This window comes from Mesorhizobium sp. M0563 (assembly GCF_040321065.1).
Taxonomy (GTDB): domain Bacteria; phylum Pseudomonadota; class Alphaproteobacteria; order Rhizobiales; family Rhizobiaceae; genus Mesorhizobium.
On record NZ_JAMYQV010000003.1, the window covers coordinates 307,528 to 333,523 of the forward strand.

31 protein-coding genes and 1 pseudogene are annotated in these 25,996 nt (G+C 63.2%); 19 read left to right on the forward strand and 13 right to left on the reverse strand.

Features of this window, described 5'->3' with window-relative positions; genetic code table 11:
* The first annotated feature begins 20 nt into the window (after positions 1–20).
* The 5 genes and pseudogenes from NKI50_RS06810 (at position 21) to NKI50_RS06830 (ending at position 3,641) form a co-directional block, all read left to right on the forward strand.
* Positions 21–1,085 carry a glycosyltransferase family 4 protein gene (locus NKI50_RS06810; protein ID WP_352715885.1) on the forward strand — a complete coding sequence of 355 codons (1,065 nt, stop codon included), beginning with the start codon at positions 21–23 and terminating at the stop codon, positions 1,083–1,085.
* Between the two features lie 7 nt (positions 1,086–1,092).
* Positions 1,093–2,082 carry a GNAT family N-acetyltransferase gene (locus NKI50_RS06815; protein WP_352715888.1) on the forward strand — a complete coding sequence of 330 codons (990 nt, stop codon included), beginning with the start codon at positions 1,093–1,095 and terminating at the stop codon, positions 2,080–2,082.
* 158 nt (positions 2,083–2,240) lie between these two features.
* Positions 2,241–2,798, forward strand: a pseudogene (locus NKI50_RS06820) (class I SAM-dependent methyltransferase); the annotation flags it as partial.
* Positions 2,799–3,065: 267 nt separating this feature from the next.
* A complete protein-coding gene (locus NKI50_RS06825) occupies positions 3,066–3,284 on the forward strand; it encodes a hypothetical protein (protein WP_023717099.1) in 219 nt (72 codons plus the stop codon).
* Between the two features lie 180 nt (positions 3,285–3,464).
* Positions 3,465–3,641: a hypothetical protein gene (locus tag NKI50_RS06830; RefSeq protein ID WP_023716613.1), complete on the forward strand. Its 177-nt coding sequence runs from the start codon at positions 3,465–3,467 to the stop codon at positions 3,639–3,641.
* Positions 3,642–3,654: 13 nt separating this feature from the next.
* Here the strand turns inward: NKI50_RS06830 and NKI50_RS06835 are convergent, their stop codons facing one another.
* Positions 3,655–4,239: a sigma-70 family RNA polymerase sigma factor gene (locus NKI50_RS06835; RefSeq protein WP_036244131.1), complete on the reverse strand. Its 585-nt coding sequence runs from the start codon at positions 4,237–4,239 to the stop codon at positions 3,655–3,657.
* A gap of 270 nt (positions 4,240–4,509) precedes the next feature.
* Between NKI50_RS06835 and NKI50_RS06840 the strand changes: the two genes are divergently transcribed.
* The 3 genes from NKI50_RS06840 to NKI50_RS06850 all read left to right on the forward strand — a co-directional run bounded on the left by NKI50_RS06840 (position 4,510) and on the right by NKI50_RS06850 (position 5,520).
* Positions 4,510–4,713, forward strand: coding sequence for a hypothetical protein (locus tag NKI50_RS06840; RefSeq protein WP_023716611.1), 204 nt, complete (start codon positions 4,510–4,512; stop codon positions 4,711–4,713).
* Positions 4,714–4,839: 126 nt separating this feature from the next.
* On the forward strand, positions 4,840–5,187 hold the full coding sequence (locus NKI50_RS06845) for a DUF982 domain-containing protein (RefSeq protein WP_352715892.1): 348 nt from the start codon (positions 4,840–4,842) through the stop codon (positions 5,185–5,187).
* Positions 5,188–5,220: 33 nt separating this feature from the next.
* The gene (locus NKI50_RS06850) at positions 5,221–5,520 is read left to right on the forward strand and encodes a DUF982 domain-containing protein (protein WP_084642356.1); all 300 of its coding nucleotides are present in this window, start codon (positions 5,221–5,223) and stop codon (positions 5,518–5,520) included.
* Between the two features lie 43 nt (positions 5,521–5,563).
* Here NKI50_RS06850 and NKI50_RS06855 read toward each other — a convergent pair whose 3' ends face one another.
* The 3 genes from NKI50_RS06855 to NKI50_RS06865 form a co-directional block, all read right to left on the reverse strand.
* The gene (locus NKI50_RS06855) at positions 5,564–6,058 is read right to left on the reverse strand and encodes a hypothetical protein (protein WP_023716608.1); all 495 of its coding nucleotides are present in this window, start codon (positions 6,056–6,058) and stop codon (positions 5,564–5,566) included.
* An 87-nt stretch (positions 6,059–6,145) separates the two neighbouring features.
* Positions 6,146–6,781 (reverse strand): LysE family translocator, encoded by a 636-nt coding sequence (locus NKI50_RS06860; protein ID WP_352715896.1) that lies wholly within the window; start codon positions 6,779–6,781, stop codon positions 6,146–6,148.
* Between the two features lie 274 nt (positions 6,782–7,055).
* Positions 7,056–7,886 carry an SIR2 family NAD-dependent protein deacylase gene (locus tag NKI50_RS06865; RefSeq protein ID WP_023716605.1) on the reverse strand — a complete coding sequence of 277 codons (831 nt, stop codon included), beginning with the start codon at positions 7,884–7,886 and terminating at the stop codon, positions 7,056–7,058.
* Between the two features lie 212 nt (positions 7,887–8,098).
* Here NKI50_RS06865 and NKI50_RS06870 point away from each other — a divergent pair, with 212 nt between their 5' ends.
* The 10 genes from NKI50_RS06870 (at position 8,099) to NKI50_RS06915 (ending at position 17,320) form a co-directional block, all read left to right on the forward strand.
* Positions 8,099–8,875 (forward strand): heme-binding protein, encoded by a 777-nt coding sequence (locus NKI50_RS06870; RefSeq protein ID WP_023716604.1) that lies wholly within the window; start codon positions 8,099–8,101, stop codon positions 8,873–8,875.
* A gap of 62 nt (positions 8,876–8,937) precedes the next feature.
* Positions 8,938–10,740, forward strand: coding sequence for a methanol/ethanol family PQQ-dependent dehydrogenase (locus NKI50_RS06875; RefSeq protein WP_280940404.1), 1,803 nt, complete (start codon positions 8,938–8,940; stop codon positions 10,738–10,740).
* Positions 10,721–11,590, forward strand: a complete 870-nt coding sequence (locus NKI50_RS06880) for a substrate-binding domain-containing protein (protein ID WP_352482827.1) — start codon at positions 10,721–10,723, stop codon at positions 11,588–11,590. The genes NKI50_RS06875 and NKI50_RS06880 overlap by 20 nt, the downstream gene beginning before the upstream one ends.
* The gene (locus tag NKI50_RS06885) at positions 11,587–12,120 is read left to right on the forward strand and encodes a c-type cytochrome (protein ID WP_352638931.1); all 534 of its coding nucleotides are present in this window, start codon (positions 11,587–11,589) and stop codon (positions 12,118–12,120) included. Before NKI50_RS06880 ends, NKI50_RS06885 begins: the two co-directional genes overlap by 4 nt.
* Positions 12,121–12,158: 38 nt before the next feature.
* A complete protein-coding gene (coxB, locus tag NKI50_RS06890; protein WP_352482828.1) occupies positions 12,159–13,133 on the forward strand; it encodes a cytochrome c oxidase subunit II in 975 nt (324 codons plus the stop codon).
* Positions 13,130–15,106: a cytochrome c oxidase subunit I gene (gene ctaD, locus NKI50_RS06895; RefSeq protein ID WP_352638929.1), complete on the forward strand. Its 1,977-nt coding sequence runs from the start codon at positions 13,130–13,132 to the stop codon at positions 15,104–15,106. Before coxB ends, ctaD begins: the two co-directional genes overlap by 4 nt.
* Positions 15,103–15,708 carry a cytochrome c oxidase subunit 3 gene (locus NKI50_RS06900; protein WP_352482830.1) on the forward strand — a complete coding sequence of 202 codons (606 nt, stop codon included), beginning with the start codon at positions 15,103–15,105 and terminating at the stop codon, positions 15,706–15,708. Before ctaD ends, NKI50_RS06900 begins: the two co-directional genes overlap by 4 nt.
* Before the next feature lies 1 nt (position 15,709).
* Positions 15,710–16,051, forward strand: a complete 342-nt coding sequence (locus NKI50_RS06905) for a hypothetical protein (protein WP_352715901.1) — start codon at positions 15,710–15,712, stop codon at positions 16,049–16,051.
* Positions 16,048–16,926: a cytochrome c oxidase assembly protein gene (locus NKI50_RS06910; RefSeq protein WP_352482832.1), complete on the forward strand. Its 879-nt coding sequence runs from the start codon at positions 16,048–16,050 to the stop codon at positions 16,924–16,926. Before NKI50_RS06905 ends, NKI50_RS06910 begins: the two co-directional genes overlap by 4 nt.
* Positions 16,907–17,320, forward strand: a complete 414-nt coding sequence (locus NKI50_RS06915) for a c-type cytochrome (RefSeq protein ID WP_352482833.1) — start codon at positions 16,907–16,909, stop codon at positions 17,318–17,320. Before NKI50_RS06910 ends, NKI50_RS06915 begins: the two co-directional genes overlap by 20 nt.
* A 3-nt stretch (positions 17,321–17,323) precedes the next feature.
* Here NKI50_RS06915 and NKI50_RS06920 read toward each other — a convergent pair whose 3' ends face one another.
* From NKI50_RS06920 to NKI50_RS06960, 9 genes are all read right to left on the reverse strand, one after another.
* Positions 17,324–18,127, reverse strand: coding sequence for a lanthanide ABC transporter permease protein PedC (locus NKI50_RS06920; RefSeq protein ID WP_023716594.1), 804 nt, complete (start codon positions 18,125–18,127; stop codon positions 17,324–17,326).
* Positions 18,124–18,849 (reverse strand): lanthanide ABC transporter ATP-binding protein PedB/LutE, encoded by a 726-nt coding sequence (locus NKI50_RS06925; RefSeq protein ID WP_023716593.1) that lies wholly within the window; start codon positions 18,847–18,849, stop codon positions 18,124–18,126. Before NKI50_RS06925 ends, NKI50_RS06920 begins: the two co-directional genes overlap by 4 nt.
* Positions 18,846–19,814, reverse strand: coding sequence for a PQQ-dependent catabolism-associated beta-propeller protein (locus NKI50_RS06930; RefSeq protein WP_023716592.1), 969 nt, complete (start codon positions 19,812–19,814; stop codon positions 18,846–18,848). The genes NKI50_RS06925 and NKI50_RS06930 overlap by 4 nt, the downstream gene beginning before the upstream one ends.
* The gene (locus NKI50_RS06935) at positions 19,802–20,980 is read right to left on the reverse strand and encodes a lanthanide ABC transporter ABC transporter substrate-binding protein PedA1 (protein WP_023716591.1); all 1,179 of its coding nucleotides are present in this window, start codon (positions 20,978–20,980) and stop codon (positions 19,802–19,804) included. The genes NKI50_RS06930 and NKI50_RS06935 overlap by 13 nt, the downstream gene beginning before the upstream one ends.
* Before the next feature lie 192 nt (positions 20,981–21,172).
* The gene (gene pqqE, locus NKI50_RS06940) at positions 21,173–22,318 is read right to left on the reverse strand and encodes a pyrroloquinoline quinone biosynthesis protein PqqE (protein WP_051409553.1); all 1,146 of its coding nucleotides are present in this window, start codon (positions 22,316–22,318) and stop codon (positions 21,173–21,175) included.
* Positions 22,288–22,584: a pyrroloquinoline quinone biosynthesis peptide chaperone PqqD gene (gene pqqD, locus NKI50_RS06945; RefSeq protein WP_023716589.1), complete on the reverse strand. Its 297-nt coding sequence runs from the start codon at positions 22,582–22,584 to the stop codon at positions 22,288–22,290. The genes pqqE and pqqD overlap by 31 nt, the downstream gene beginning before the upstream one ends.
* The gene (gene pqqC, locus NKI50_RS06950; RefSeq protein WP_352715904.1) at positions 22,581–23,339 is read right to left on the reverse strand and encodes a pyrroloquinoline-quinone synthase PqqC; all 759 of its coding nucleotides are present in this window, start codon (positions 23,337–23,339) and stop codon (positions 22,581–22,583) included. The genes pqqD and pqqC overlap by 4 nt, the downstream gene beginning before the upstream one ends.
* Complete coding sequence (pqqB, locus tag NKI50_RS06955) at positions 23,336–24,268, reverse strand: pyrroloquinoline quinone biosynthesis protein PqqB (RefSeq protein WP_352715907.1); 933 nt, start codon at positions 24,266–24,268, stop codon at positions 23,336–23,338. The genes pqqC and pqqB overlap by 4 nt, the downstream gene beginning before the upstream one ends.
* Before the next feature lie 87 nt (positions 24,269–24,355).
* On the reverse strand, positions 24,356–24,454 hold the full coding sequence (locus NKI50_RS06960; RefSeq protein WP_352482840.1) for a pyrroloquinoline quinone precursor peptide PqqA: 99 nt from the start codon (positions 24,452–24,454) through the stop codon (positions 24,356–24,358).
* Between the two features lie 452 nt (positions 24,455–24,906).
* Here NKI50_RS06960 and NKI50_RS06965 point away from each other — a divergent pair, with 452 nt between their 5' ends.
* Positions 24,907–25,992, forward strand: coding sequence for a M20/M25/M40 family metallo-hydrolase (locus NKI50_RS06965; protein ID WP_352715909.1), 1,086 nt, complete (start codon positions 24,907–24,909; stop codon positions 25,990–25,992).
* Positions 25,993–25,996 lie beyond the last annotated feature (4 nt).

The window sequence follows — 25,996 nt, forward strand, 5'->3', positions numbered from 1 at the left end:
GGAGCTTCGGCTCGCCAGCCATGACGCTCACCGTCCTCAACGTCGCCTATCCCCTCGCCCCGGTCGGGCCGGATGCGGTCGGCGGCGCCGAGCAGGTGCTGTCGATGCTCGATCAGGCGCTCGTACAGGCCGGACACCGTTCGATCGTGATTGGCTGCCAGGGCTCGAGCGCTGCCGGCACTCTCATCGAGACGCCGGCCGAACCGGCTGTGCTCGATGAAGCGGCGAAGCGCCGGGCCCAGCGTGCTCATCGCGCAGCAATAGCTACCGCGCGCGCCCGTTGGCCAATCGACGTGGTACATTTGCACGGCATCGATTTCGACGCCTATCTGCCGGGCGATGGGCCGACATTGGTGACCTTGCATTTGCCGCTCGACTGGTATCCGGCCGACGCTCTCAATCCGGCGCGGGAGGACCTGTGGCTGCATGCGGTATCGGCGGCTCAGCAAAGAACCGCGCCGCCGGGCGCCAGGCTGATCGGGCCGATTCCCAACGGAGTGGACGCCGACGCGCTGAGCGAGCCGCAGGCCAAACACGAGTTTGCGCTCGTGCTCAGCCGCGTCTGCCCGGAAAAGGGCATCCATCTGGCGCTGGACGCAGCCAAGAAGGCCGGTGTGCCGCTGGTCGTCGGCGGAAAAGTCTACCCCTACGAAACCCACACCGCGTATTTTCGCGACGAGGTCGAACCCCGGCTGGACGACCGGCGCCGCTTCCTTGGTCCCCTCGGCCTTGTCGCCAAGCGGCGCCTGCTCAACACAGCCCGCTGCCTGGTCATCCCGAGCCTTGCCGCGGAAACCAGTTCGCTCGTCGCCATGGAGGCGCTCGCCTGCGGCACCCCCGTGGTGGCCTTCCCGAATGGCGCACTGCCGGATGTGGTCGAGCACGGCAAGACCGGGTATCTGGTCGGGGATGTCGACGAGATGGCGGAAGCCATCGTTGCCGCGTCCGGCCTGGATCCCGAGACCTGCCGGGCCGAGGCGCGGCGCCGCTTTTCACTCGACCGCATGGTCTCCTCCTACATGGACGCCTATCGGGCGCTGGCACGGCTCGGCACAGACAGCGGACAGCTCGCGGCGGCGAAGTGAGCGGGACATGCTCCGCAGCGAGATCATCGACGATGCGGCGGGCCTCGAAGCCCTCGGGCCACACTGGTGGGAACTCTGGTCGCGCAGTCCCTCGGCGACGCCGTTCCAGTCTCCCGCATGGCTGGTGCCGTGGTGGCGGACATTCGCTCCTGGTGAGCTTGCGACGGTCGCCGTCTGGAGTGGCGATGACCTGGTCGGCCTGGCGCCACTCTATCTGGAACACCGGGAAGCTGGCGCGCGATTGCTTCCGCTTGGGATTTCGTTGAGCGACTATCTGGACCTCCTTTGTCTTCCCGAGATCGCCGAACCGGTCGGCGCCGTCATCGCCGGCTCGGTTCTTTCCATCGGCTGGTCACAGTGGATCTTGCCGGATCTGCCGACCGACGGTGCCGGCCTCGCCATCTGCCATGCCGCGCTCGAAACAAGCCAGGCTGTCAGCCACGCTGCTTGCCCGGTGCTTTCCCTCACGGGCGATGAGACGCTTCTCACCTGTGTTCCGGCGCGGCGACGGCGCCAATTGCGCCGCGCCCATAGAGCCGCTTCGAGACGTGGCCGGGTCTCCATCGAGCCCGTTTTGTCCGATCCGCAGACATTCCTCGATCATTTGATCCGCCTTCACCGCGCGCGCTGGGCCGGACACGGCGACGGCGTCCTGTCCGACAGCCGGGTGGAAGAATTCCATCGTCAGGCGCTGCCGCAGCTGGTTGCTCAGGCACTTGCCCGATGCTGGCTTGTCGCTATCGGTGGCGCGATCGTGGGCGCTTATTACGGGTTTCATCATCGAGGCCGCGCTTACGCTTACCTCGGTGGCTTCGATCCGGCCTATGCGGAGGAAAGTCCCGGCGCGCTGCTCATCGGCCAGGCGATAAGCCAGGCGATCTGCGAAGGCGCGGAAGACTTCGATTTTCTGCGCGGGCAAGAGGCCTACAAATACAGCTGGGGCGCCGTCGACCGGTGGACGCTGCGCAAGATCTGGACGCGGAGCAAAGGGCGGTGAACGCGACCCGATCGAGATCTCGGCGGGCGACATCAGCAACACAGGTGCTGGAGGAGTGCATGGCAGATGGTGCCGGCGTCGAAGCCGTCATCGCCAGGCTGGCTCTCCGTTTCGAGACAGGAATCGACGCCGTAGAACTGGCGACGATTGCGCAAAATATGCACTCGGCCGACCCGCGAAAGACGGCGAAACTACAGCGGATTGCCGGCCTGCTTCAGCGCAGGCCCGAGATCTTCGCCACGCTGCGCAAAACAGGTGCTGCGGTTCGGCACGAACGCGGGGAGGACGAGACCGACGATGCGGTGGTCAAGCGGCTGGCGGCAGGATTTGACGCGGCGGCGGCGATCTCCCCGGCGGCGAGCGTCCAGCTGTCGTCGCTGGGCAATGAGGAAAAGCTCTCGGCCGCGACGGCTGAGATCGTCGCATGGCTGGAGAGGCGAGGCTTTACCGGCACTGACCGCGACATACTGGACATCGGCTGTGGCATCGGTCGGTTCGAACAGGCGCTCTCCGCTCTATCGCACCGGATCGTCGGCATCGACATATCCGTGGCGATGATCTCGATCGCCCGGCGGCGATGCGCCGGGCTCGGCAATGTAGAATTCCGCCCTACCCGCGGTTTCGATCTTGCCGATTTTCGCGATGCCAGCCTCGATCGCGTGCTGGCCGTCGACAGCTTTCCCTATCTGGTGCTGGCCGGCCTCGCGGAACGGCACTTCATGGAAATCGCCCGCGTGCTGAAGAGGCCGGGCATCGCTGTGCTTTTGAATTATTCCTATCGCGGACAGCCGGCGCTGGATCGCGCCGACGTTCGTAACTTCGCCAATGCAAATGGCATGCAAGTCCTCGTCGACGGGGAAAAGCCGTTCCGGCACTGGGACGGCGATGCCTTCCTGCTTACGATTTCCGGCGGAACATTGCGGCCCAACGCTGGTTCGGATGCCGAACGGGAAAAGCCGCTCGACAGTATGAAGGAGGACAAGATGGCGTCCGGCAGCAAGAAGCACATCGGCCGCGGCAGTCACGGCAAAGGCGCTGGCGCTGGCGCGATGACCGATCTTCCCAAGGACAAGATCGGAGAGAACGCCGTTCTGTCCAACAGAGACAAGAAGCAGCACACCAAGGAGCGTGGGCTCGACGGCAATCGGGTCAAGTCCGAGCAGTACCAGGATCATTCAGCGGATCGGCGGCCTGAAAACTGATCGTTGCGGCGGCATGTGGCTTGCAGCCGGCGAGCAATTGAAACGCAGCGAGAGCCCAACTGCTGACCAAGCTGTGCAAGGACCGAAGCCGGTCGCATGGAATAGCCTGCAAATTCTTGCAAACTCGCACTGTTGCCACCAGAGTGAGGTGAAGGGACCAACATTTGCCAAGAGAACGCGATGTCTCGCTCAAGGGAAGATTCCGTCAGCACGCGTGCCGATCTGACGATAGACCGGGAAATCGCTTCTTTGCTTGCGGCCATCGAACAGGAAAGGGTTCCTGACCGGCTGACCAAACTTGCGATCGAATTGCAGCACGCGCTTGTGGAAAGACGATTGCGCCAAACCAGCAACTAACGTCACATGTATATTAGCGGCGCCTCTCGGCTTCGAAGTCCAGTTGTCCTTCGGACAGGTAGCTGCGCCTTTCCATCAGCGTTTGCGAGGAACTTTCGCCAAGGTATTCCAGCACGCCGGCGCGTGCCCTGTTGAGCCGGCTTTTCACCGTTCCGACTGCGCAACCGCATATTTCGGCCGTTTCCTCATAGCTGACGCCCAGCACGCCTATCAGCATCAGAACCTCGCGCTGGTGCTCGGGAAGGCTCTGGATGGCCTGGTGGACTTCCTTGCCCTGTACCGACCATTCCTGCGTCGCTTCCGAGATCGGCCGCAGCGAAGCGCAGTCGAGCAGGCCTGGCGCTTCCCTCACCGCGGCTCTGACACGCGTGTAGTAGGTGTTGCGCATGATGGTGAACAGCCATGACTTCATGCGCGTTCCAGCTTCGAACTTGTCGATGTTGGCCAGTCCCTTGGTCAGCGTCTCCTGGACCAGGTCGTCGGCATCATCGGGAGTGCGGCAGAAGGTGCGGGCGAAAGCCCTTAAAGCGGGTATGAGGTGGACGATGGAAACTTCTTCGGTTTCGCGGGTCGCGAAGGCGTAGGCTGTGGGTGGCAATGGTCCAGCTCCCGTCCAGAATGAGTTCGTGAGCGCAGACCAGTTAAATGCATTGGGCGAAAGATCGTTCCGGTTGGCGAAAATCACCTGGCTCCAGAAACCGGAGGGGCTTGGCTGGGCGATCCAGCCGACGGCGATATTTTTGACGGAACAACCACCGGTGTCGCGGAGTTCGAATCGAGGTCTGCGAAAATCCGGGGCGCCGCTACTGGCGCGAGCCTTGGCCGCCACCTCAAGGACAGCCCGCCACCTCAAAAACAGGAGGAATCCATGACAGGAAACAAGCACGTTAAAGGCAAAACGCCGGCCGATAGCGACCTCGCCAACGATCCCGGCATCGGCAGTTCCAAGGGTACGATCAAGGAGGGCGACCGGCTCGATCAGGGCGACAACACGTTCGAAGGTGATGTCGAGAACGACACCACGCCCCAAGGCGGCATCAATCCCCGGCAGAAGATGCGGACCAACAAATAATGGCACGACCGGCCGCCGCACGATCGAACAAACCCGCTGCAACCCGTGCAGCAATCCCGCGTTAAAGAGCATCGGCCTCTGTCCGTCCCGAGCGTTGATGCGACAGGCTCTTTCGCGGAGACACAGATGACAAAAAAATCGTTTGGCCGCCCCGTTCCAATTCTCGTCGGCCTTGGTTTCCCTCGCCATGTCGAAAATGTCTGGCAGGCCTATGACGTCTTGAACGAATGGCCGAGCCGCGGCCCGGCGCACAAGGCGGCGTTCGACGCCTGTCGCGCCGGGCTGGCTAACGAGGTCGATACCCAGACGGTGCGCGCGGCGTTCGAAGCATTCGCCCGCAAGGCGGGCATTCTGGCGCACGATATGACGACCGAAACACCAGCACGCATTACAACACCTGCGAAGGCTCACGACGTTTGGCTAAAACGCCCATCGGACGGCCCTCCAGACCCTGGAGAAACCCAGCTTACTTGAAGCGGCCAGCTTGCTTGAACCGGGAGGAATACGGTGCTGAGAATAGAGTTCGATACTCCTGTTTGCATCTATTTCGGCAAGCCTGGGCGATCGCGATTGGTCAGTTCCGTTTTCGAAGCATTATATTGCCTGAAAAGCGAGAAATGGCCGGCGCGCAACGCGCCGCTGTCGCTGATGGCGGCAGATTTATTGAATCGCGCCCGGACCGGTGAAATCACGGCCGCCAAAGCCCGCCAAGCATTTGTCGACGCCGCTTGGGAGGCGAACATTCTTGTCGAGGGCGAGCCGCATGATGCGCATGCCCCGACAGCCTTCATGTCCGACATCGAGTGAGCCGGCAGGCTGCCTCCCGGCAGTTCCGTCCAGCGCCAGCTTATCACGAATGGCTGGCGTTCTCGGCCTTTTTCTCGCGCTGCTGCCTGAGGACCTCGTCGGTTCCGACGAGCTTCTTCGATCCGCCGGGGATCGCGGTGGAGACGACCGACGGCGGGTCGCTCGCCGGGAAAGAATCCTCCAGACCAGCCTGCAACTGGTCTTCCAGCGTCTGCGGCTCTTCAGAGCGGCCGGGAGTCCTTCGAGTATCTACGTTCTCCAGCGGCTGTGTCATATCCGGTGACGACTTGACGTCTCGAATCCAGCCATAGAGCTGTTCGATGGCAAATTCCTTCATCGTGTCGAAATCGGCTTTCTCGTCACGCGATGCTTCGATTTGGTCGACCATGGTCTTCTCGAAACGTTCGAGGCTATCGCTTCCGCAGGCCCGGCAGAGACGCACCAGCGCCTCGCGCAGTATGAGGGGCGCAAAGTGCGCCGTTGCCTCAAGCCTGAGCTGCTGCAAACGCTCTGGGGTGGCGGCTTGGAACTTCGACATGTTCGACCTCTCGCCTTGTGGAGCATGTCAACGAAAATTGTCGATGGATGTTCCATAAGGGCGGCCGCCGGTGCCATCGCTCGATCCTCAGCGGTGTGCGCCACCACCGAGTGCCATGCGGACACCGAGGCCGACAACGAGGCAGCCTGCCACGCGGCGCTGCCAGAGCCTTACCTTCGGTCGTTTCATAATCCAGGCCCCGAAGGTGCCGGACGCGAGCGCATATGTGCCTAGCACCAGCGCACCGGTCATTTTCTGTGTGCCACCGAGCAGCAGCAATTGCAGCGTGACCGATCCGCGAGCAGGATCGACGAACTGCGGAAGGAATGCCACCATAAAGGTTATCGGCCAGGGATTTATCAGATTGGCGATCATTCCTTCACGCGCGGCCGCAAGCGGTCCGACATTGCGCGGCTCGTCGACGGCGACGCTATCCGACCGTAATAATACCATACGCGATCCAAGCCAAACCAGATAGGCTGCGCCCGCCCAGCGAAGCATCGCAAAGGCAAGGGGCGATGCCTGGAGCAGTGACGATATGCCGAGGGCAAGGAGCGGCAACTGGACCATTCCGGCGCCGAGGGTCATGCCCAGAACGGTGAACAGGGCAACGTCCCGGCCCTGTCCGACGCCACGCGCCATCACCAGCAGACTGTCAGGCCCTGGCGGCATCTGCATCAGGATGACCGTCCCGCCAAAAGCCGCCCACGACGCGAGATCCATGCCGCTACTTCGACCCGGTTTCGTAAGACGGCTTCCCGCCAACCTTCAACCGGCCGGCATCTCGCATCATCTTGAGCGCTTCGTCCCTGGTCAGGCCACACCTGCGGGCAAAGAAATTGATCTCATAGACCTGCTCGGTCGAGAGGCAATCTTTGGCTTGCACTCTTCGCTTGTGTTTGCGTCCACTCATACACGCTGGATCCGGTATAACTTAGCCTTCCCAACTCACATCGGGCCAGCCGGTTCCCCACGGCTTCGTCGCTTCCGCTGGTTTTCAGGCGCCGTCGGGCCGGCCGACCTTGTCCTTGAGTTCGTTCAGGAATGCGAGCAGCGCGTCCTCTGGATCGTCGGCATCCTCGGTCAGCATATCGATGCCCCAGCGTCCGAGGACGGCCTCCTGGACGATGCTTGGCTGCGGCATGAAGATGAAGGATTTTGGCCGATTCTTCTCATAACCGGACCGGCGCCAGGTCTGCCAAAGCCTGTGCAGCAGCAGACGGATGTTCATATCGGACATGCTGTAGCCGATGAACAGGATGGTACGCCCGAGCGCGTCGGCGCGAAACTTCACGTCGAGCGCCGAATCGAACGAAAGCCGGTCGAAATAGTCGGTCTCCGCCAGGACTAGGGATTTGTCGTCGTCGAAATCGCCGTGGAATTTGATGATCTGGGTGACCTCGCCTGTTGTCTTGGGCAAGTCCTTTGCATTGGCCACTTTCACAAAGGGCCGGCCATGGATCTCGAAGGCAACCTCGAGGTTGCGATCATAATTGGTGGTGTAGATGATCGGAAAATCGAGCGACACGATAAGCTTGTGGATCGCCGAGCCCCGCACTTTTTCCCGCGATACGCTCCATTCGCGATCCATCCAGCTGCGCAAAGGGCCGAGGCTCCCCTGCTTCAGCCGGTAATATTCGGCAAGGGCCTGATAGTTGGCCTCCGGTGCGCCGATCATGTCCTCGTCGAGGCCGAGCTCGTTTTGCATGTGCTCGATGAGCTTTTGCCAGGACGGCAAGCCGACGCTCATCGACACTCCGGCTCCAACGAACAAGATCGCTCGTCGCTCTTTCACCGATTGAGCCAGTTGCTCGACTGCAGACAGCATCCGACACAACTGCGAACAGCGCCCTCCGTTCCGGCCGAGCCCGGACCACCGCGGGAATAACTCCAATTTGCGGTTGAATGAGAACGCCAGGATCAACTATCCCGAGCGCCGGCCGCCGAGTTTGGCCGACGGAATCCGACATTTATTTCATTCCATTTGGCACTTCTGCGCCTCTCGCGCGTTGGGAGTGTTCAACAAAGACGGCGCAGCTAATGGATCGCCATCGGATTGTCTCAGTAGCATTATGTCTGTTCCTGCTTACAATCGGCGCCGTCCAGCAAAAGGCTTGGGCTCAAGCACCTTGCCCGGCCGACCATGACAAATTGCTGGCCGCCCTCAAGGCCAACGTCAAAGCCAGCGGCGGCCCCGGCAATGGCGGCTTCGATACCAATGAATGGGCGGCAATCGTGGCTCGCGACGGAACTGTCTGCGCCGTCGCCTTCAGCGGGCCTACCGCCGACGCCCAGTGGCCCGGCAGCCGACTGATCGCCGCCGAAAAAGCCAATACGGCCAACGGGCTCAGCCTCGCGCAGATGGCTTTGTCCACCGCGAACCTCTACGCGCCGGTGCAGCCCGGCGGTCCTCTATTCGGCCTCCTGGCCACCAATCCGGTCAATCAGGCGGCAGCCTATGCGGGCGATCCTTCTACGTATGGAAGCTCCAGCGATCCATTGCTGGGAAAGCCCATCGGCGGTGTCGTCGTGTTTGGCGGTGGCCTGGCTCTCTACGACGGCAAGGGGATCGTCGGGGCCCTCGGGATAAGCGGCGATTCCTCTTGTGCCGACCACAATGTCGCCTGGCGGGTGCGGGCCGCACTCGGGCTGGACAAGGTACCGGCCGGCGTCAACCCAAACCGCAAGGACGCTATCATTTTCGACCTCGATCCCGGCGGCAAGAGCGCTTCCGGCTGGGGCCATCCATTGTGTGCCGGAACCGAGGCGGACGTAGCCGCAGAGCTTGGCGCCGGTGTCGGCGGGTCGATACGCTAATGAGGCAAGTGCGACAGGTGGCAGCGAAAACCAGTGTGTCAGCCAAAAGGGGAGAAAGGCCAATGGCTGCGATGCTGGGATGGACGCTGCTGGCAGGCTTCGCGCTAGTTACCACGGCGGTTGCTCAGTCAACGTCAAGCTTTGCGATAAATCCGCCGTCCGCGGCTGCTCCGCCCGACGACGGCCAGTGGGCGATGCCGGCAAAGAACTACGCCTCGACCCGCTACAGCGAACTTGCGGAAATCACCGAGGACAACGTCAAGAACCTGCAGGTGGCCTTCACATTCTCCACTGGCGTCAACAAGGGCCAGGAGGCTGCGCCCCTGGTCGTCGGCAACACGATGTACATCGTGACGCCGTTTCCCAACATCCTCTACGCGCTTGACCTTACCAAGCCCGGCGCGCCGATGAAGTGGAAATTCGAGCCCAATCCCGAGCCTGCGGCGCAGGGCGTTGCCTGTTGCGACGTGGTCAACCGCGGTGCGGTCTTCTTCGACGGGCGCATCTATTTCAACACGCTCGACGGCCATACCATCGCCGTTGATGCAGCCACCGGCAAACCGGTCTGGAACACCCATATCGGCAACATCAATATCGGCGAGACCATCACCATGGCGCCGCTGGTGGTCAAGGGCAAGGTGCTGGTCGGCAATTCCGGCGGCGAAATGGGCGTGCGCGGCTGGATCAAGGCGCTTGACGCCGGCGACGGGCACGTCGTCTGGACGGCCTACAACACCGGCCCGGACGCCGAGGTGCTGATCGGCCCCGATTTCAAGCCGCATTACGACATGGACAAGGGCAAGGATCTCGGCGTGACGTCATGGCCGCCCGATGCGTGGAAGATCGGCGGCGGCAATGTGTGGGGCTGGATCTCCTATGATCCGGATCTGAACCTTATCTTCCACGGCACCGGAAATCCCGGCCCGTGGAATCCGGATCTGAGGCCCGGCGACAACAAATGGACCGCCGGCATCTTTGCCCGCGATCCCGACACCGGCGCAGCCAAATGGTTCTATCAATGGACCCCGCACGACCTCCATGATTACGACGGCATCAACGAGCAGGTGCTGCTCGACATGACTTGGCAGGGCAAGCTCCGCAAGGTCCTGGTCCGACCGGAACGCAACGGCTATGTCTATTTGCTGGACCGCACGACGGGGGAGGTATTGTCGGCGGTGCCGTTCGGGCCTGTCAATTCCAGCAAGGGCGTCGACCTCAAGACCGGCCGGCTGATTGTAAATCCCGACAAAAAAACCGGCACCGGTAAGGTCGTGCGCGACATCTGCCCCACCGCATCCGGGCTAAAGGACTGGCAGCCTTCGGCGTTCTCGCCAAAGACCGGCCTGCTCTACATTCCGCACAATAACATGTGCATGGACGAAGAAGGCGTCGAGGTGAATTACATCGCCGGGACGCCCTATGTCGGCATGAACGTGCGCATGATTCCGGGGCCGGGCGGCAATCGCGGCGCTTTCACCGCCTGGGATGTCGCCGCCGCCAAGCCGGCGTGGAGCCTGAAGGAGAACTTTCCGGTGTGGAGCGGCGCCGTCGCCACCGCCGGCAATGTCGTGTTCTATGGCACGATGGAAGGCTGGTTCAAGGCGGTCAGCGCCAGGACCGGCGCGCTGCTTTGGCAGTTCAAGACGTCGTCCGGCATCATCGGCCAGCCGATCACCTATCGCGGCCCAGACGGGCACCAATATGTCGCGGTCCTTTCGGGCGTTGGTGGCTGGGCTGGGGCGATCGTATCCGGCGATCTCGACCCGCGCGACGCCACCGCCGCGCTGGGCTTCGTCAACGTCATGAAGGATCTGAAGGATGTAACCACGCCGGGAGGTACGCTGTATGTGTTCCGGCTGCCTTGAGACGATCGGCCGAGTTGCGCGGCCACGGAGAACGCGACCGCGGCGGCTTGCCGCCGCGGTCGGTGCACTGGCGCTCTCGCTTGTTGCCCCCCTTGCCGATGCGCGCGAATTGAGAATCTGCGCCGATCCCAACAACATGCCGTTCTCCAATGCCGCCAGGGAGGGCTTTGAAAACAAGATTGCCGAACTCGTCGCCGAGGAGCTTGGTGCGACTGTTTCCTACACATGGTGGGCACAGCGGCGCGGCTTTGTGCGCAACACGCTGAAAGCCGGCCTGTGCGATCTGGTGCCCGGCACACCCGCCAATCTCGAAATGCTGCGCACCACCGCGCCCTACTACCGGTCTTCCTACGTCTTCGTGACACGAAAGGATGCGCCGGAAATCACGTCCTTCAACGATCCTCGCCTGCGCGATCTGCACATCGGCGTCCAGCTGATCGGCGACGACGGCGCCAACTCGCCACCCGTCCAGGCGCTCGGGCGCCGCGGCATCGTCGGCCATCTCATCGGCTTCCCGGTCTATGGCGACTATTCCGCGCCGAACCCGCCAGCGCGCATCATCGAGGCGGTGGCGAATGGCGACATCGATGTTGCCGTCGTCTGGGGACCGTTGGCCGGCTACTTCGCCGCCAGGCAAAAAGCTCCGTTACGAATTACGCCGGTTGCGCCGCGTATCGACGGTCCGCTGCTGCCGATGATCTACGACATCTCGATGGCCGTGCGCCGCGACGACGATGCACTGCGCGGTGAGGTAGACGCAGCTATTGCCAAACACCGCGCCGAGATCGATACGATCCTGGCGGAATATGGCGTGCCTCGCCTCGACGGCGCCGGGGCGGCAGTGCGATGAACCGCGGCCTTCCATGCTTGCTGTCGGCGATGCTCGTCCTTGCCGCTTGCCAGCGCGAGGAACGCGACACGCGTCCACAGTCGGTGCTCGGCTCGGGCAACCAACCGGCGGCTGTGACGGCCCTCGAGCCGGGCGGCCAACGGCCGGCCTCGTCCGACAACAAGGCCGGCGTGTTCGAGGCCAACGCCTTCCACCTCAGCGAGGGCAAGCGTCTGTTCAACTGGTTCAACTGTTCCGGCTGCCATGCCAATGGCGGCGGCGGCATGGGCCCGGCCCTCATGGACCAGAAGTGGCTCTATGGCAGCTCGATCGAAAGCATCCACGCCACGATCAGGGACGGCCGGCCGAACGGCATGCCGAGCTTCCGCGACAAGATCCCTGACGACCAGATCTGGGAGCTTGCCGCCTTCGTCCGCGCGCTGAGCGGCAACGCGCCAAAGTCCGCTGCGCCGAGCCGCGACGACGACATGATGCCCCATCCATCCGAAAATCGCCTGCCGGACGCCGCGACGCTGGGGAAGTCGCCGTGAACCGCCTTCTTTGCAGGGTGTGCTGCAGCACAGCCTGCATGCTGCTCCTTGCAGGATGCAGCGGCTGGCAATCCGCGCTCGACCCGAAAGGCCCGGCCGCGGGCGAGCTTGCATGGCTGATCTGGTTCTTCACCGCGCTGTGCACGGCGGTCTGGCTTCTGGTGATGGCCGTGCTGATTACGCCATTGGCCCGGCGCCCGGCGCCGCTCGGCGATCCGCTTGTCCTCGACGCTGCCGCCGAGCGCAGCAAGATGCGAATTGTCGTCGCCGCACTCGCCGCTACCGCCCTGATCCTGGTCGGCCTGACGCTGCTGAGCTACTTCGCTAACCGGACGCTCGCCGCCATCGGCTCGGATGCGGCGCTGACGATCCGGGTGACCGGGCATCAATGGTGGTGGGAGGTGCGCTACGAAAACGATCAGCCGAACCGCATCCTGACGACCGCCAATGAAATCCATATCCCGGCGGGGGAGCCGGTGCGGCTTGTCGTGACCTCGACCGACGTCATCCATTCCTTCTGGGTGCCGAACCTCTCGGGCAAGCTGGACCTCATTCCAGGCCACGAGAACGTTCTCGATCTGAAGGCGGACAAGCCCGGCGTCTATCGCGGCCAGTGCGCCGAGTTCTGCGGCGCGCAGCACGCCAATATGAGCACCTTCATCGTCGCCGAACCCCGGCCCGTCTTCGACGCGTGGCTGAACGATCAGCTGCGGCCGGCGGTCGCTCCTGCCTCTGGCGAGGCAAAAGCCGGCCATGACCTATTCCTCAAACGGCCTTGCGTGATGTGCCACAAGATCGGCGGCACCATCGCCGGCGGTACGGTCGCTCCCGACCTTACACATATCGCAAGCCGGCAGACGCTCGCTGCCGGAACGCTGGCGATGAGCCGCGGCAATCTCGCAGCCTGGATAGCCGATCCGCAAGGGATCAAGCCAGGTGCCCACATGCCCGTAGTGGGACTAAACGGGGACGAGCTGAATGCGATCGTAGCCTATCTCGAGGGCCTGAAATGAGCAGCGCCGACCTAGCCCATGAGCGTGACCTCGCCCAGCAACGCGCCGCAGCACAAAAGGGTGACCTAGCTCCCGAGCACGACGGTCCTCGCGATACCGGCCTCGACGACGCCAGCCTTGACCGCTGGCTGGCGCGGACATGGCAGACGGCACCGGGCATCATCGGTGCGCTCTCGAGCGTCGACCACAAAATTGTCGCGCGGCGCTACCTGATCACCGCCTTCTTCTTCCTGTGCCTCGGTGGCCTCAGCGCCGTTGCCATGCGCATCCAACTGTCGGGGCCGGAGCGCGGGCTGATCGGGCCCGACCGCTACAACCAGCTGTTCACCATGCATGGCGTAACCATGATGTTCTTGTTTGCAGTGCCGATCGTTCAGGCGACTGGCATCTACCTCGTGCCGCTGATGGTCGGCACCCGCAACATCGCCTTTCCGCGCCTCAATGCATTCAGCTTCTGGATTTATCTCTCCGGTGGCCTCTTCGCCTGGGTGTCGTTTGCACTCGACATGGCGCCCGACGTCGGCTGGTTCTCCTATGTGCCGCTGTCCGGCCCTGAATTCGGGCCAGGCAAGCGTTCCGACGTGTGGGCGCAGATGATCACCTATACCGAAGTGTCATCGTTGGCGGTCGCGGTTGCCACCATCGTCACCGTGCTGAAGCAACGCGCGCCGGGCATGTCGCTGGACAAGATTCCGCTCTACGTCTGGGCGATGCTGGTCACCTCCTTCGTGATCGTGTTCGCCATGCCGGCGGTCATGATCACGTCGACGTTCCTGATCCTCGACCGGCTGGTCGGCACCCATATCTTCAATCCCGCCGAGGGTGGCGACGTACTGCTCTTCCAGCACCTGTTCTGGTTCTTCGGCCACCCCGAAGTCTACATCATTTTCCTGCCGGCCACCGGCATGGTGTCCTCGATCATCGCCGCTTTCGCCCGGCGTCCGGTATTCGGCTATCTGGGCATGGTTCTGTCGCTGATTTCGGTCGGCTTTCTGTCGTTCGGCCTGTGGGTCCACCACATGTTCGCAACCGGCTTGCCGAAGCTCGGCGCGAGCTTCTTCACCGCGTCGAGCATGCTGATCGCCATCCCGAACGGGCTGCAGATCTTCTGCTGGCTGGCGACATTGTGGGACGGAAAGCCGATAGTCAGGACGCCGCTGCTGTTCGTGTTCGGCTTCTTCTTCACCTTCGTCGCAGGCGGCCTGACCGGCGTGATGCTGGCCTCGGTCCCATTGGACCTGCAAGTGCACGACACCTATTTCGTGGTCGCGCATTTCCATTACGTGCTGATCGGCGGGTCGGTGTTCCCGCTGCTCGGCGCGACCTATTTCTGGTTCCCCAAGATCACCGGCCGGATAATGAACGAGCGTCTCGGACGCTGGCACTTCTGGCTTGCCTTCATAGGCTTCAATGCGGCGTTCTTTCCGATGCACATTGTCGGGCTGTGGGGCATGCCACGCCGGGTCTACACCTATCCGGCGGAGCTCGGCTGGGGCAACATCAACCTGTTCATCACAGCCGGCGCGGTCGTCCTGTTCCTGAGCTTCGTGCTGTTTACCATAAACCTGGTTCACAGCGCCTTGAGGGGCGCGCCGGCCGGGGACAATCCCTGGAATGCGGGCACTCTGGAATGGGCGACAATGTCTCCGCCGCCTAACTACAATTTCGCCCATATTCCGGTGGTTACACATGCCGAGCCGCTGTGGGCCGAACGCGATACGCTGCCGGTGGCGACTGGGCTTCGTGTCGACGTGCGCGAACTTGTTATTTCGACCGTGGCAGAGGCGCATCCCGATGTGCGCGAGAAGTCGGCGACGCCATCGATCTGGCCGTTATTCGCCGCCCTCGCCGTGGGCGCCACCTTTCTCTATTCGATCTTCAGCCCGTGGGCGGTGGTCTGGGGAGCCGGGCCGATCGCCATCACCTTGATCGGCTGGTTCTGGCCGAAAGGCGATCCGGAGGACGAGGAATGAAACAGCGCCCGGCCGCGGATCTTTCCGAACTCCCGACCTTCGGGCTCGGACCGCGCAGCCCGACTTGGTGGGGCACCCTCGCCTTCATGGCGCTTGAGGGCACTGGTTTCGCGCTCGCCGCAGGCGCCTATCTCTACCTTGCCTACCTGTCCCCCGAATGGCCGCTCGGCGTGCCGCCGCCCAACCATTGGCCGGGCACCATCGTCATGCTGTTGCTGCTCGCCAGCGTGGTGCCCAACCACATACTGAACCGCTACGCCGAAGCCTGTGCCATGGTGCCGGTGCGCATCGGCCTGCTGGTGATGTCGCTGCTCGGCATCGCACCGCTTGTCGTGCGCTGGTTCGAATTTCCAGCCCTCAACATTTATTGGGATACCAATGCGTATGGCTCGATGCTGTGGGTGCTGCTCGGCCTCCACACCACACATCTGATCACCGATGTCGGCGACACGCTGGTGCTGACGGTTCTGATGTTCACGCGCCATGGCTATAGCGGCCGGCGTTTCGGGGATGTGGGCGACAACGTCTTCTACTGGGATTTCGTGGTCGCGACCTGGATCCCGATCTATCTGTTTATTTACTGGACGCCGAGGCTGGGTTGAGATGCGTGCGGTTCGGTACGGAACTTCCTGGGGTGGGCTGTTGTCGGGGCCATTGGCCTGGGCGGTATCGACGCAACTGAACTACGCGGTTGTCGAGTGGCAGTGCGCTCACAGGATTGCGATCATCCCCGTCATTGCGTTGGTGTTGGCGGTGCTGGCCTTGCTCGGCGGCGCGCTTTCGTGGCGGGCGCGACAGCAAGGCGGCGCCGCCTTCAGACCGGAGCGTACGCGCGGCACCGAAGATTTCGTCGCCAATGTCAGTATTCTAAGCGCGGTGCTGTTTACGCTGGTAATCGTCATGCAGGGCGCTGCCTCGCTCATTCTTGACGGCTGCATACGATGAGCTTCGAGGCGCTCTTCTCGACCTCCATCTGCTACGGTGCCGGCGCCCCTCAGGCCGGTTGGACGCTGGCGCTGCCAATTACGCTGCCGTTGGCAGCGATCGCACTGCTTTACACCGCTGGAGCCGCTCGGTTGTGGCGGCGGAGTGCTCGCAGCCGCCCGTTGCGGCTGTGGCAAGCCCTGCTGTTCGCGGCCGGCTGGGTCATTCTGGCAGCAGCGCTGGTCAATCCGCTCCATGCATTGGGTGAGCGCGTTTTCACCGCCCATATGATCGAACATGAGCTGCTGATGGCGGTGGCGGCGCCCTTGCTGGTCGCCTCCTGTCCGGCCGCGGCGATGATGTGGGCATTGCCGATCAAGCTGCGGCAGGCGCTGGGCACAGCCGGGCACGCCAAGATGCTGCGAGCGGTTTGGGTCGCCATCAGCCGCCCTGCAGCCGCCACCGTCCTGCACGGCGTCGCGATATGGGCGTGGCACGTTCCGGCCCTGTTCGAGGCAGCGCTTGGACAGGGTGCCCTGCACTATGCGCAACATGCCAGCTTCCTCGGTAGCGGCCTGCTGTTCTGGTGGGTGCTGCTGCCGCGCCCCGGCCGCGAACAAGCCTATGGCAGCGCGGTCATGCACCTTTTCTTCACCTCGCTGCACACCGGCCTGCTCGGAGTGCTGCTGCTGGTCTCGCCAAGGCTGTGGTACCCGGAAAACGCCGCCGGCGCAGAATTGTGGAGCCTTAGTCCGCTCGAGGACCAGCAACTCGCCGGTTTGGTGATGTGGGTTCCGGCCGGCCTGATCTATGGCGGCGCGGCGTTGCTGCTGGCCGGCCTGTGGATCCGCTCGAGCAGCCGAAAGGAGGCGCCGCATGCGCTTCACGCTGTCTAAAGCCATAATCGGCGCTGCGGTAATTGTCGTGCTCGTTGCAGCCCTGGCCGGGATTGCGTTGTACTTCGAGCAAAGCCGTCGGGTCGAGCAGAAGGCCGACGATGCGACCGGCGGTGTCGGCGCCCGCGCCATACCGATCATGATGGCCAATGGCTGCGCCGGTTGCCACACCATCACCGGCGTTCCCGGAGCGCAAGGGCTGGTCGGCCCGCGCCTCGACGCCAGCTTGGCCAACCGGGTTTACGTCGGCGGCGTCTTGTACAACAAGCCGGAAAACTTGATCCGCTGGATCCGTGCGGCAAGGGAGATCAGCCCGCATACGGCAATGCCTTCGACCAGAATTTCCGAGCAGGAGGCGCGGGACGTGGCTGCCTACCTCTATTCGCTCAAATGAAAGTCATTGCTCGCCGCGTCGCGACCACAGGCCACGACCGGGATCATAAGCGGCCGCCGCGGCGAGGAAGAACACGACGAGGCAGGCCAGAACTACTTGGCATGAGACCGGCTCGAAGCGCAGATAGAGCGCGAAGCGGATCAGCTCGACTGCATGGCTGAACGGGTTCAGCGCTGCGACCGTCGCAAGCACCGGACCAGCCTCGGCAAGTCGCCACAGTGGATAGAGCGCGGTCGAGGCGAAGAACATCGGAAAGATGACGAAGTTCATCACCCCGGCGAAATTCTCCATCTGGGCCGATACTGACGAGACGAGCAGGCCGAAGGCGCCAAGCATCAGCCCGGACAGCACCAGCGCCGGCAGAACCGCGAGATAGCCGAGCATCGGTGGCCGCACGTCCCAGTAGCGCGCGATCAGCAAGAACAGGTACACGAGCGGCAGGCCGACGACCACACTGGCGAGCAGGCGAGCGCCGAGCAGATACCAGCGCGGCAGCGGCGCGGTCAGCAACAGACGCATGCTGCCCATTTCGCGGTCATAGACCATTGCCAGCGAACTGGCCATGGCGTGGAACAGCAGCATCATCGCGGCCAGCCCGGGCACCACATAGACTTCATACAGCACATAAGTCTGGTAAGGCGGCGTGATCGACAGGCCGAGCACGGAGCGGAAGCCGGCGGCGAAGATGGCCAGCCATACCAATGGCCGGGCAATCGCCGAGATCAGGCGGCCGCGCTGGCGCAGCGTGCGAAGCAGTTCTCGCTGCAAGATGCCGATGAGCGCCCGCAGCGCATGACGGGTTATCATGCCGACTCCGTCAAGCGAGCGAACGCGTCTGCCATGCTGCCGACGCCGAGTTCGGCGGTAATGCGATCGGCGCGGCCTGCCCATCGCACACGGCCGCCGTGAAGCACGACAACATCATCTTCGGCAGTCACCTCCTCAAGGAAATGCGTCGCCCACAATACCGCAATGCCGCGTTCGCGGCATAAGCCGCGAACATGCTGCGCCAGTGCCCGGCGCCCGGGCACGTCCAGTCCGGTGGTCGGCTCGTCGAGCAGGAGAAGGCGCGGCTGGTGCATGAGCGCACGGGCGATCTCGACACGCCGCCGCTGGCCGCCCGACAATGAGCGGATGGGATCGCCGAGCCTGTCGAGGACTTCGAGGCGGCCGAGTTCCTCGCGTGTTCGGACCTTGGTAACGTCGGCGGCAAGACCATGCAGGGCGGCGTGATAGCGTAGGTTCTCGCCCGCCGTGAGATCGAGATCGAGCGTCTGCTGCTGGAAGACGACGCCCATCTGGGCGAGCGCGGTCGCAGGGTCGGTGCGCATGGCGTGTCCGAACACTTGCACCGAGCCAGAACGAGCGTGATAGAGACCGGTAATCAGCGAGAACAAGGTGGTCTTGCCGGCGCCGTTGCGACCAAGCAGGATGCACATCCTGCCCTGCTCGACCGAGAAGGAGATAGCGTCGAGCACCCGCCGGTCCTTGAAACTGTGCCCCAGATTGTCGAGCGACAGCGCTTTCATGGCCCAACCACGACGCCCCACGGACCGCGCCCGACCGGCAGCGATTTGACCACCTCTTCATTCTCAAGGTCGATGACCGAGATATCGCCGGAATTGCCGTTGGCGCTGAATAGGCGTCTCTGATCGTCTGCCAGCGCGACGTGCCATGGCCGCTGGCCGACAAGATAAAGGCGGCGCACCGCCAGCGTGGCCGTGTCAATCTCGGCGATCCGGTTTGCGGGACCCAGCGCGACATACGCAGTGCCGCCGTCACGCGACATCTCGATGCCGACGGCCTGGACGCCTTCGCGGCGAATACCCGGCACCTCAAACTGGACCTTGCCGGTTTCAGCCCGTGTTAAGGTGTCGAAGACCGTCACCGTGCCGCGGATCTCGGAAGAGACCCAAAGCCGCTTTGCGTCCGGGGAGAACGCCGCGGCGCGCGGTCGCGTGTCGACCAGCAAATTATCCACGAGATCGAGCGTGCCGGCGTCGATGAGATGCAGCATGCTCGTCGTCTCCGAGGTGCAGGCGACGTAACGGCCGTCCGCGCTGACCGCCATTCCCTCGGGCTCGACACCGACATCGACGTTGCCGATGACCTTGGCCGAGGCGATTTCCACTACCGAGACCAGATTGTCGTTCTCATTGGCCACAAACAGCCGCTTGCCGTCGGGATGCACGACGAAGAATTCCGGATCGGCTCCCGAAGGCAGTTGGCCGACCACTCGTCTCTTGGCAAGGTCGACGACATCGATGCGATTGTCGTCGCCGACAGCGACAAAGAGGGTCTTCTTGTCAATGGAAAGCGCCAGTCCGCGCGGCCGCCGTCCGACGTCGATCGTTGCCGAGAGGCTCATACTTGCCCCGTCGACGACGGCAACCGCATTGTCCTGTTCGTTCGACACGTAGACGGTTTCGGCAGCAACAGGACCGACCGAGATAAGCACGGACACCACCAGGAGGATTGCGGTCAAAAGCGGCATGCGCTCTCCTCGAGATCGATGCCAAGCGTGTCGAGCGGCGTCCGCTGATGCAGGAAGCCGGGCTGCGGCGAGGCGGAGACCAGCAGGCGAGGCCCAGCAATCAGGATCGGCTGCCGCAGTTGCCCGTCCCATGGACGAAAACTGAGCCCTTGGCCTTTGAAACCGGGGAGAAGAAAATCGTCGCCGCGCATGTAGCCGGCGATGGCTGACGGATCGACGCTGCGCAGCCGCGTCGCGGCCTCGCCGACGCTGCGCACGGCGAGCCAGGCGGCATAGTCGCTCGGCGTCATCCATCGCCCCGCCTGCTTCCGGAAGCGGTCCTGCAACTGCGTCGCTCCCCATTCCTCGGTGACGGCGCTCCAACCGGCCGCAACCAGCCCTTGCGTGCCGGCGACCGGTCGCGGCAGTGCCGTGCGGTCATCGAGATAGGCGCCGAATTCGTCAGCCTCGTCGGCGACGACCAATACATCGTAATCGGCGACCTGCGTGGCGGCCGGTATTTCTGACTGCAGCGTGACATGGCCGGTATCAGCGCGTCCGTTCGCCGGACGGAACGTCCATGGCTGGTCGACGGTGATTTCGGCCCCGAAACGTTGCGCCGCGCGGCGAAAAGCGGCGGCCATCGCCTGGTCGGCAGAATGCGTGCCGACAAGCAGGAACCAGCGCTGCCAGCGCTTCCACACCAGGTACTGCGCCAGGCCGTCGGCGAGCATGGCGCGGCTTGGAATGGTGTGTAGCAGGTTCTTCCTGCAGTCCTGCTGGCGCAGCGCATCGTCGGTAGCGCGGCTGTTGAACAGCAGCATCTTCTCGGCGCCAGGCGCCGCAAGCGCCTGCGTGAGCGGCACAGCGTCAAGATCGGCGACGACAAACGCAAGGCCGGCGCCAGCGAACTGGCCTATCGCGTCCGATGCCGTCTCGGCGGGCTTCAGCACTCGCTCCTCCAGCCGGAAATGCTGGCCGAGAAAGCGCCCGGTCGTATTGTCGTCGGCGATGCCAAGACGTGCGCCTTGCAGCCCGTCATCTGTCGCGAACTGGTCCAGCGGACCCAACTGTAAGGGCGGCTTGCGCGACTGGCCGAGATAGCCGATTACCACCGTCTGAGGCTCGGCAAGACCGGGAGCAGCGACGAAAAGCAACAGGGCAAGAACAGCAAGCGCCAGCCTCATTCCGCTGCAGCTCCCTCTCCCGCAGTGACTGACCGAGGCGGAGTTGGATTAATTCCCCGCCATTGAAAAGGTTCCACTCTGGATATTCACGGCCTTGTGGTGACGGCTGGTCAGATCTGGATCGGCCTCACCTTGACTGTTCCTTCCAGCCGCCGAGTGAGAACGAGGGTAGCCCCGGACTCTTGATCGAGATCATGTGCGGCCGATACGGCGAAAGGCAAAGGGCGGGATGAGGTCTCCGCCGGTCCTCGCATCGGACGGCGGAAGCGTCTCCTCGAGCAGCATCGCCATCCGGGCATGGAGGGGCGACCTGACGCATACGGGATCGGCCGCCGCAGCATCGCCGGCCAGCGCCAGCGCCTGGCAACGGCAGCCGCCCCAGTCGACATCACGGCGCTCGCAGCTGCGGCAGGGTTCCAGCATCCAGTCCGTCCCACGGAAGGCGTTGAATGCCGGCGAGTCCCGCCAAATGTCGGCCAGCGGCCGAGAGCCGAAGCGCTCGAATCGCAGCGATGGAATGGTCATCGCAGCATGACAGGGCAGCACCAAGCCGTCCGGTGCGATGACGAAAGCATCGCGCCCCCAGCCGCCCATGCAGGGCTTGGGATAGGTCGCAAAATGATCCGCCACCACGAAATCGATCTCCAGCACGCCGACAAGACGTGCCCGTGCGGCCTCCACGGTCGCGACCTGATGCTCTATCGAGGCGCCGTCGGGCAGCAGATAGCGACGATTGAGCAACGCCCAGCCGGCATATTGCACGTTGGCAATCTCCAGCCGCTCGGCGCCGAGCGAGAGCGCCAGGTCGATGTAATCGGGAATTTCCGCGATGTTGTGCCGATGGATCGGCGCATTGATCGTCAGCGCCAGTCCGAGGGCCCGCGCATGTCTGGCGGCAGCGAGCTTTTGCGCGTGGGCGCCGGAATGGCGTCCGATCCGCGCGGTGGTTTCGGCATTGGCACCCTGGAAGCTCACCTGAACATGGTCTAGCCCCGCGCTGGCAAGTGCTTCCAGACGGATGCCGGCAAGGCCGACGCCGGCCGTGATGAGGTTGGTGTAGACACCGGTTTGCGACAGCGTTGACACGAATTGTTCGAGGTCCCGGCGCAGCGTCGGCTCGCCGCCCGAAAGATGCACTTGAAGAACGCCCATAGCCGCCACTTGCTCGAACACGTCGAGCCAGCGTTCCGTCTCCATTTCACGGTCGGCTTTCAGCAAATCAATGGGATTGGAGCAGTAAGGGCACTGCAGAGGGCAGCGATGCGTCAGCTCAGCCAGCATCGCGATCGGAGGGAACGGCGCCTGCGTCACAGCCGCACCAACAGCCGGTCTGCCCATTCCTGCAGGAAGGCGCCGACGTCGGCGTCGATTTCCTGGCCCTGACCGTCATATTCGCAAGCAAGCTCCCTCACGATGGCACTGATTGACGTCTTGCCGTCACAGCGCCGGAGGATGTCCAGTCCGATTGCATCGGGCCACAGAACGCGCTCGGGTGCCAGCACCGCCCAGGCATTCCGGACGGGATCGAAACGCAGGCGTACATAGGGCGCGAGGCGCGGGCGAGATTGCGCCGATACAATCCCTCTCCGGCGGTCCGCTGTCATCCGTTGGTCTCCGGCCGGAAGCAGCCAGGGGGTATGACGCCGTCATGCCCATATGCGTAGTCGAGCGCGTCGAGCATCGCCCAGAGCACATCGCACTTGAAGACCATGGCGTCGACAACCTTCTGCTGACGTTCCGGCGTGTCGGCATAGCGAAGCACGTAGCCCAGCGCGAAATCGGAATCGCGTGCGGCCTGATCGGGCCGCCGATCGAAATAGGCGAGCGTGTCGGCCCTGACGAAGTCGTATCGCGCCAGCATCGCTGGCACGCGTTCTGCGATAATATCGGGCGAAAAGAGTTCGGTGAGGGAGGAAGCAACTGCTTCGAGCAGCGTATGGGACGCGCAGAAATTGACATACGCCTGCACCGCGAAGCGTGTTGCCGGCAGCGCCAGCCTTTGGCTTTTCACCTCTTCCGACTCAAGGCCGAGCGACGTCGCGAGATGCAGCCAGCGCGCAATTCCGCCACTCCGGCCGTCCTCGCCGTCATGGTCCTCGATGCGCTTGCGCCATGCGGCCCTGAATGCCGGATCCTCGGCGTGGGACAGGATGGTGGCGTCCTTGCGCGGAATGGCCGCCTGATAGCAGTAGCGGTTGAGCGCCCAGGCCTGCAGCTCGGTCTTCGACATCGCTCCCTCCACCATTCTGCGATGGTAGGGGTGTCGGTTGTGATAACGCTCGCGGCCGACCTGCAGAAGGACTGTGCGCAAATCTTGTTCATTGAGGCCGCGGCCGACCACGTCGGAAAAATCGTTCACAGCATGAGCTCCATCCGGTCTTGCGCAATCTCCCATCCAGCTGCGCGCACCGCCGCGTGTTCGGGCGATTCCTCGTCCAGAACCGGATTTGTGTTGTTGATATGGATGAAAATCCGGCGGTCGACCGGCAGGTGGTTCAGACATGCGATCGCACCGTTCGGTCCGGACATGGCGATGTGTCCCATGCGCGCGCCGGTCTTCACGCCCACGCCGGCCGTGATCAGCTCGTCGTCCGTGAACACTGTGCCGTCGAGGAGAACCATGTCGGCGCCGGCAATCCGTTGCCGCAGCGATTCATCGACGGCTGTACAAGCGGGAATGAAGAGCAGCGAGCGGCTCCCCTCCATCAGACGAACCCCGATCGTGCCGCCATCGGCGGAACGGAGCTCCGGATCCTGTCGGCCGCCATCTTCAAGAAAGAGCGCCACCTTGCCAGGAACGGAAAACACCTCGATGCGGATGCCGATTTCCGCGCCCTCGGCATCGCAAAGATCGATGAAGCCTTCAGGAGGAAGGCAGCGGCGCGAAACAATCTGAGCATCGAGGACATCGAAGATCGAATTGGAGGCGATAACCGCCAGAACCTCCTCCGTTGCATAAAGAGCGAAGGGTTGCCGCTCACGCAAGCTGAGGAGCCCCGAAATCTGGTCGATCTCGGCGCCGGTCAGGACGACGGCTGCCAGCGGTGTGGCGCGTGCCGACATCTCCGGATGCGGTTGGAGTTCAGGGTTTTCAGCAATCTGCTGGCGGATATCGGGAGAGGCATTGAAAAGCACCCAGCGTCGCCCGTCTGGAGATGCCGCAACACTCGTCTGAAGACGCGGGCGGACCCCAGGATTACCCGCCCGCGCGGCCCTGTTCAGCCGGTCGTTGGCGTTCCACTGAGGAAAACCGCCACCCGCGGCGGAGCCGATGATCCTAATCCACACGCCGTGACAAACTCCGCGTTTCTCTATTCCAGCAATGTCGCGAACCGGTCGAGCACAGCCGATGCCGTACCCGCCGGTTGCGTAATGTCATTTCTTTGTGGTGATTTCGGCAGGCAAATAGCGCGATATCTCCATTCCCGCCGCGACTTCGCACATGACGGGCTTCTTCCAAGTCTTCTTCTTCATGTCTTTCTCCGATCTGGCTGCCTTGGAAATACCGCAGCCAATCCCATAAGCACGCAGCCCAAGCTTTGTTCCCGACAGGGTATGCGAGGGGTGCTCTTTCGGATTGGGCGTCGGACGCTCGCGTCAAAGAAAAGACAGATCAACCGAAAGCGGAACCGGGGTGGCGGATGTTCGCGCGAAGCTTACAGCATCGGCCGGCCACCTGTGACCAGAAGCAAGCCCCGGTGAAACAACCGGCTTCTGACGAAGCCAGGAGGATGTAAGCCGGCGCAACGCAACTCTTGAGGAAATCGCCCTGCTGGCGCTAAGCTCGTTCTCCTGCATCTTGTATCGGGCACAATGATGAACGGTGAGGCGAAAAGCAGCCTGTCCGGGCGCGCCATGCGCTGGGCCATCGCATTGACCGAGCAGAAGAGCGTCACCGGGACCGGCGGCGAAGCCTCGTTCGGCCCGTGGCTGGCAGACGAGTTACGCCGCGAAGCCGCGTTTCGCCACGCGGAACCTGGACCATAGAGGTCGAGCCGGAAGATGGCCGCCATTGCGTGGCGATGCTGGTCCGCGGTACTGGCCGCGCCACCATCGTGCTGACCGGTCACTACGACACCGTCACGACGCGCGACTATGGCGATCTGGAGGATCTGGCCACCCAGCCGCAACAACTCACCCAAGCGCTAAGAAAAACTTTGGCCATGGCCGAGGCGCCTGCCGTGAGGCGGGCGCGGGACGACTTCGCCTCGGGGGAGTTTCTCGCCGGCCGCGGGCTGCTCGACATGAAGGCCGGTTTGGCCGCCGGGCTGGCGGTTTGCGCCGCATTCGCCGAAAGCACCAACGCGGCGGGAAACTTTCTGTTTACCGCGGTTCCCGACGAAGAGAACAATTCTGCCGGTGCGCGCAAAGCGGCACAGGTTCTCACCGAGATAGCCGGCGAGCACGAGTTGGACATTTTCGCGGCGATCAATCTCGATGCGATCGCCGACGACGGGGACGGCAGCAAGGGTCGCGTCATCGCGCTTGGAACGGTCGGCAAGCTGCTTCCGACGGCCCATGTCGTCGGCGTTCCCGCGCATAGCGGCTTTCCGTTGAGTGGCCTGAATGCGGCGACCATTGCCGCGGCCATAGCCGCCCGGGTGGAATGGGCATCGGAGCTGACCGACGACTCCCGGTCGCTTCCGGGTACACCGCCGAGTCTGCTCAGCATTCGCGACGGCAAGTCCGGCTATGACGTGACCACGCCGGCTGCGGCGTTCGCCACCTTCAACGTGCTGAGCTATCGCCGGACGCCGGATGAGGTGCTCGAACGCTTCGACCGGCTTTGCGCCGATGCTGCTTCGGCCTGCCTGGCGGAGTTGAAGCGGCGGCGGCACTTCCAGCACGGCAGCGCCGCGATCGATCTCCTCGAAACAATCCCCCTGCATCGTTACGAGGCAGTGCTGGACCGTCTCGACGCGGAGGCAAGATCGAGGCTTGGCGCCGTTGGGGCTTCGCTTGCCGCCCGCGATCTTCCACTGCCGGAGCAATGCCGGCTGGTCACCGACTAGGCAT

What these genes read in the sequence shown, in the direction of transcription:
- pqqD (WP_023716589.1), bottom strand. Translation starts at nt 22,584, where the DNA reads ATGACAGCGGACCGCCGGAGAGGGATTGTATCGGCGCAATCTCGCCCG.
- NKI50_RS06885 (WP_352638931.1), top strand. Translation starts at nt 11,587, where the DNA reads ATGAACCGCGGCCTTCCATGCTTGCTGTCGGCGATGCTCGTCCTTGCC.
- NKI50_RS06880 (WP_352482827.1), top strand. Translation starts at nt 10,721, where the DNA reads ATGTGTTCCGGCTGCCTTGAGACGATCGGCCGAGTTGCGCGGCCACGG.
- coxB (WP_352482828.1), top strand. Translation starts at nt 12,159, where the DNA reads ATGCTGCTCCTTGCAGGATGCAGCGGCTGGCAATCCGCGCTCGACCCG.
- NKI50_RS06870 (WP_023716604.1), top strand. Translation starts at nt 8,099, where the DNA reads ATGGATCGCCATCGGATTGTCTCAGTAGCATTATGTCTGTTCCTGCTT.
- NKI50_RS06900 (WP_352482830.1), top strand. Translation starts at nt 15,103, where the DNA reads ATGAAACAGCGCCCGGCCGCGGATCTTTCCGAACTCCCGACCTTCGGG.
- NKI50_RS06930 (WP_023716592.1), bottom strand. Translation starts at nt 19,814, where the DNA reads ATGCCGCTTTTGACCGCAATCCTCCTGGTGGTGTCCGTGCTTATCTCG.
- NKI50_RS06855 (WP_023716608.1), bottom strand. Translation starts at nt 6,058, where the DNA reads ATGTCGAAGTTCCAAGCCGCCACCCCAGAGCGTTTGCAGCAGCTCAGG.
- NKI50_RS06845 (WP_352715892.1), top strand. Translation starts at nt 4,840, where the DNA reads ATGACAAAAAAATCGTTTGGCCGCCCCGTTCCAATTCTCGTCGGCCTT.
- NKI50_RS06825 (WP_023717099.1), top strand. Translation starts at nt 3,066, where the DNA reads ATGGCGTCCGGCAGCAAGAAGCACATCGGCCGCGGCAGTCACGGCAAA.
- NKI50_RS06920 (WP_023716594.1), bottom strand. Translation starts at nt 18,127, where the DNA reads ATGATAACCCGTCATGCGCTGCGGGCGCTCATCGGCATCTTGCAGCGA.
- pqqE (WP_051409553.1), bottom strand. Translation starts at nt 22,318, where the DNA reads ATGGGCAGACCGGCTGTTGGTGCGGCTGTGACGCAGGCGCCGTTCCCT.
- ctaD (WP_352638929.1), top strand. Translation starts at nt 13,130, where the DNA reads ATGAGCAGCGCCGACCTAGCCCATGAGCGTGACCTCGCCCAGCAACGC.
- NKI50_RS06815 (WP_352715888.1), top strand. Translation starts at nt 1,093, where the DNA reads ATGCTCCGCAGCGAGATCATCGACGATGCGGCGGGCCTCGAAGCCCTC.
- NKI50_RS06865 (WP_023716605.1), bottom strand. Translation starts at nt 7,886, where the DNA reads ATGCTGTCTGCAGTCGAGCAACTGGCTCAATCGGTGAAAGAGCGACGA.
- NKI50_RS06910 (WP_352482832.1), top strand. Translation starts at nt 16,048, where the DNA reads ATGAGCTTCGAGGCGCTCTTCTCGACCTCCATCTGCTACGGTGCCGGC.
- NKI50_RS06915 (WP_352482833.1), top strand. Translation starts at nt 16,907, where the DNA reads ATGCGCTTCACGCTGTCTAAAGCCATAATCGGCGCTGCGGTAATTGTC.
- NKI50_RS06840 (WP_023716611.1), top strand. Translation starts at nt 4,510, where the DNA reads ATGACAGGAAACAAGCACGTTAAAGGCAAAACGCCGGCCGATAGCGAC.
- NKI50_RS06860 (WP_352715896.1), bottom strand. Translation starts at nt 6,781, where the DNA reads ATGGATCTCGCGTCGTGGGCGGCTTTTGGCGGGACGGTCATCCTGATG.
- NKI50_RS06830 (WP_023716613.1), top strand. Translation starts at nt 3,465, where the DNA reads ATGTCTCGCTCAAGGGAAGATTCCGTCAGCACGCGTGCCGATCTGACG.
- NKI50_RS06960 (WP_352482840.1), bottom strand. Translation starts at nt 24,454, where the DNA reads ATGAAGAAGAAGACTTGGAAGAAGCCCGTCATGTGCGAAGTCGCGGCG.
- NKI50_RS06925 (WP_023716593.1), bottom strand. Translation starts at nt 18,849, where the DNA reads ATGAAAGCGCTGTCGCTCGACAATCTGGGGCACAGTTTCAAGGACCGG.
- NKI50_RS06810 (WP_352715885.1), top strand. Translation starts at nt 21, where the DNA reads ATGACGCTCACCGTCCTCAACGTCGCCTATCCCCTCGCCCCGGTCGGG.
- NKI50_RS06935 (WP_023716591.1), bottom strand. Translation starts at nt 20,980, where the DNA reads ATGAGGCTGGCGCTTGCTGTTCTTGCCCTGTTGCTTTTCGTCGCTGCT.
- NKI50_RS06875 (WP_280940404.1), top strand. Translation starts at nt 8,938, where the DNA reads ATGGCTGCGATGCTGGGATGGACGCTGCTGGCAGGCTTCGCGCTAGTT.
- NKI50_RS06905 (WP_352715901.1), top strand. Translation starts at nt 15,710, where the DNA reads ATGCGTGCGGTTCGGTACGGAACTTCCTGGGGTGGGCTGTTGTCGGGG.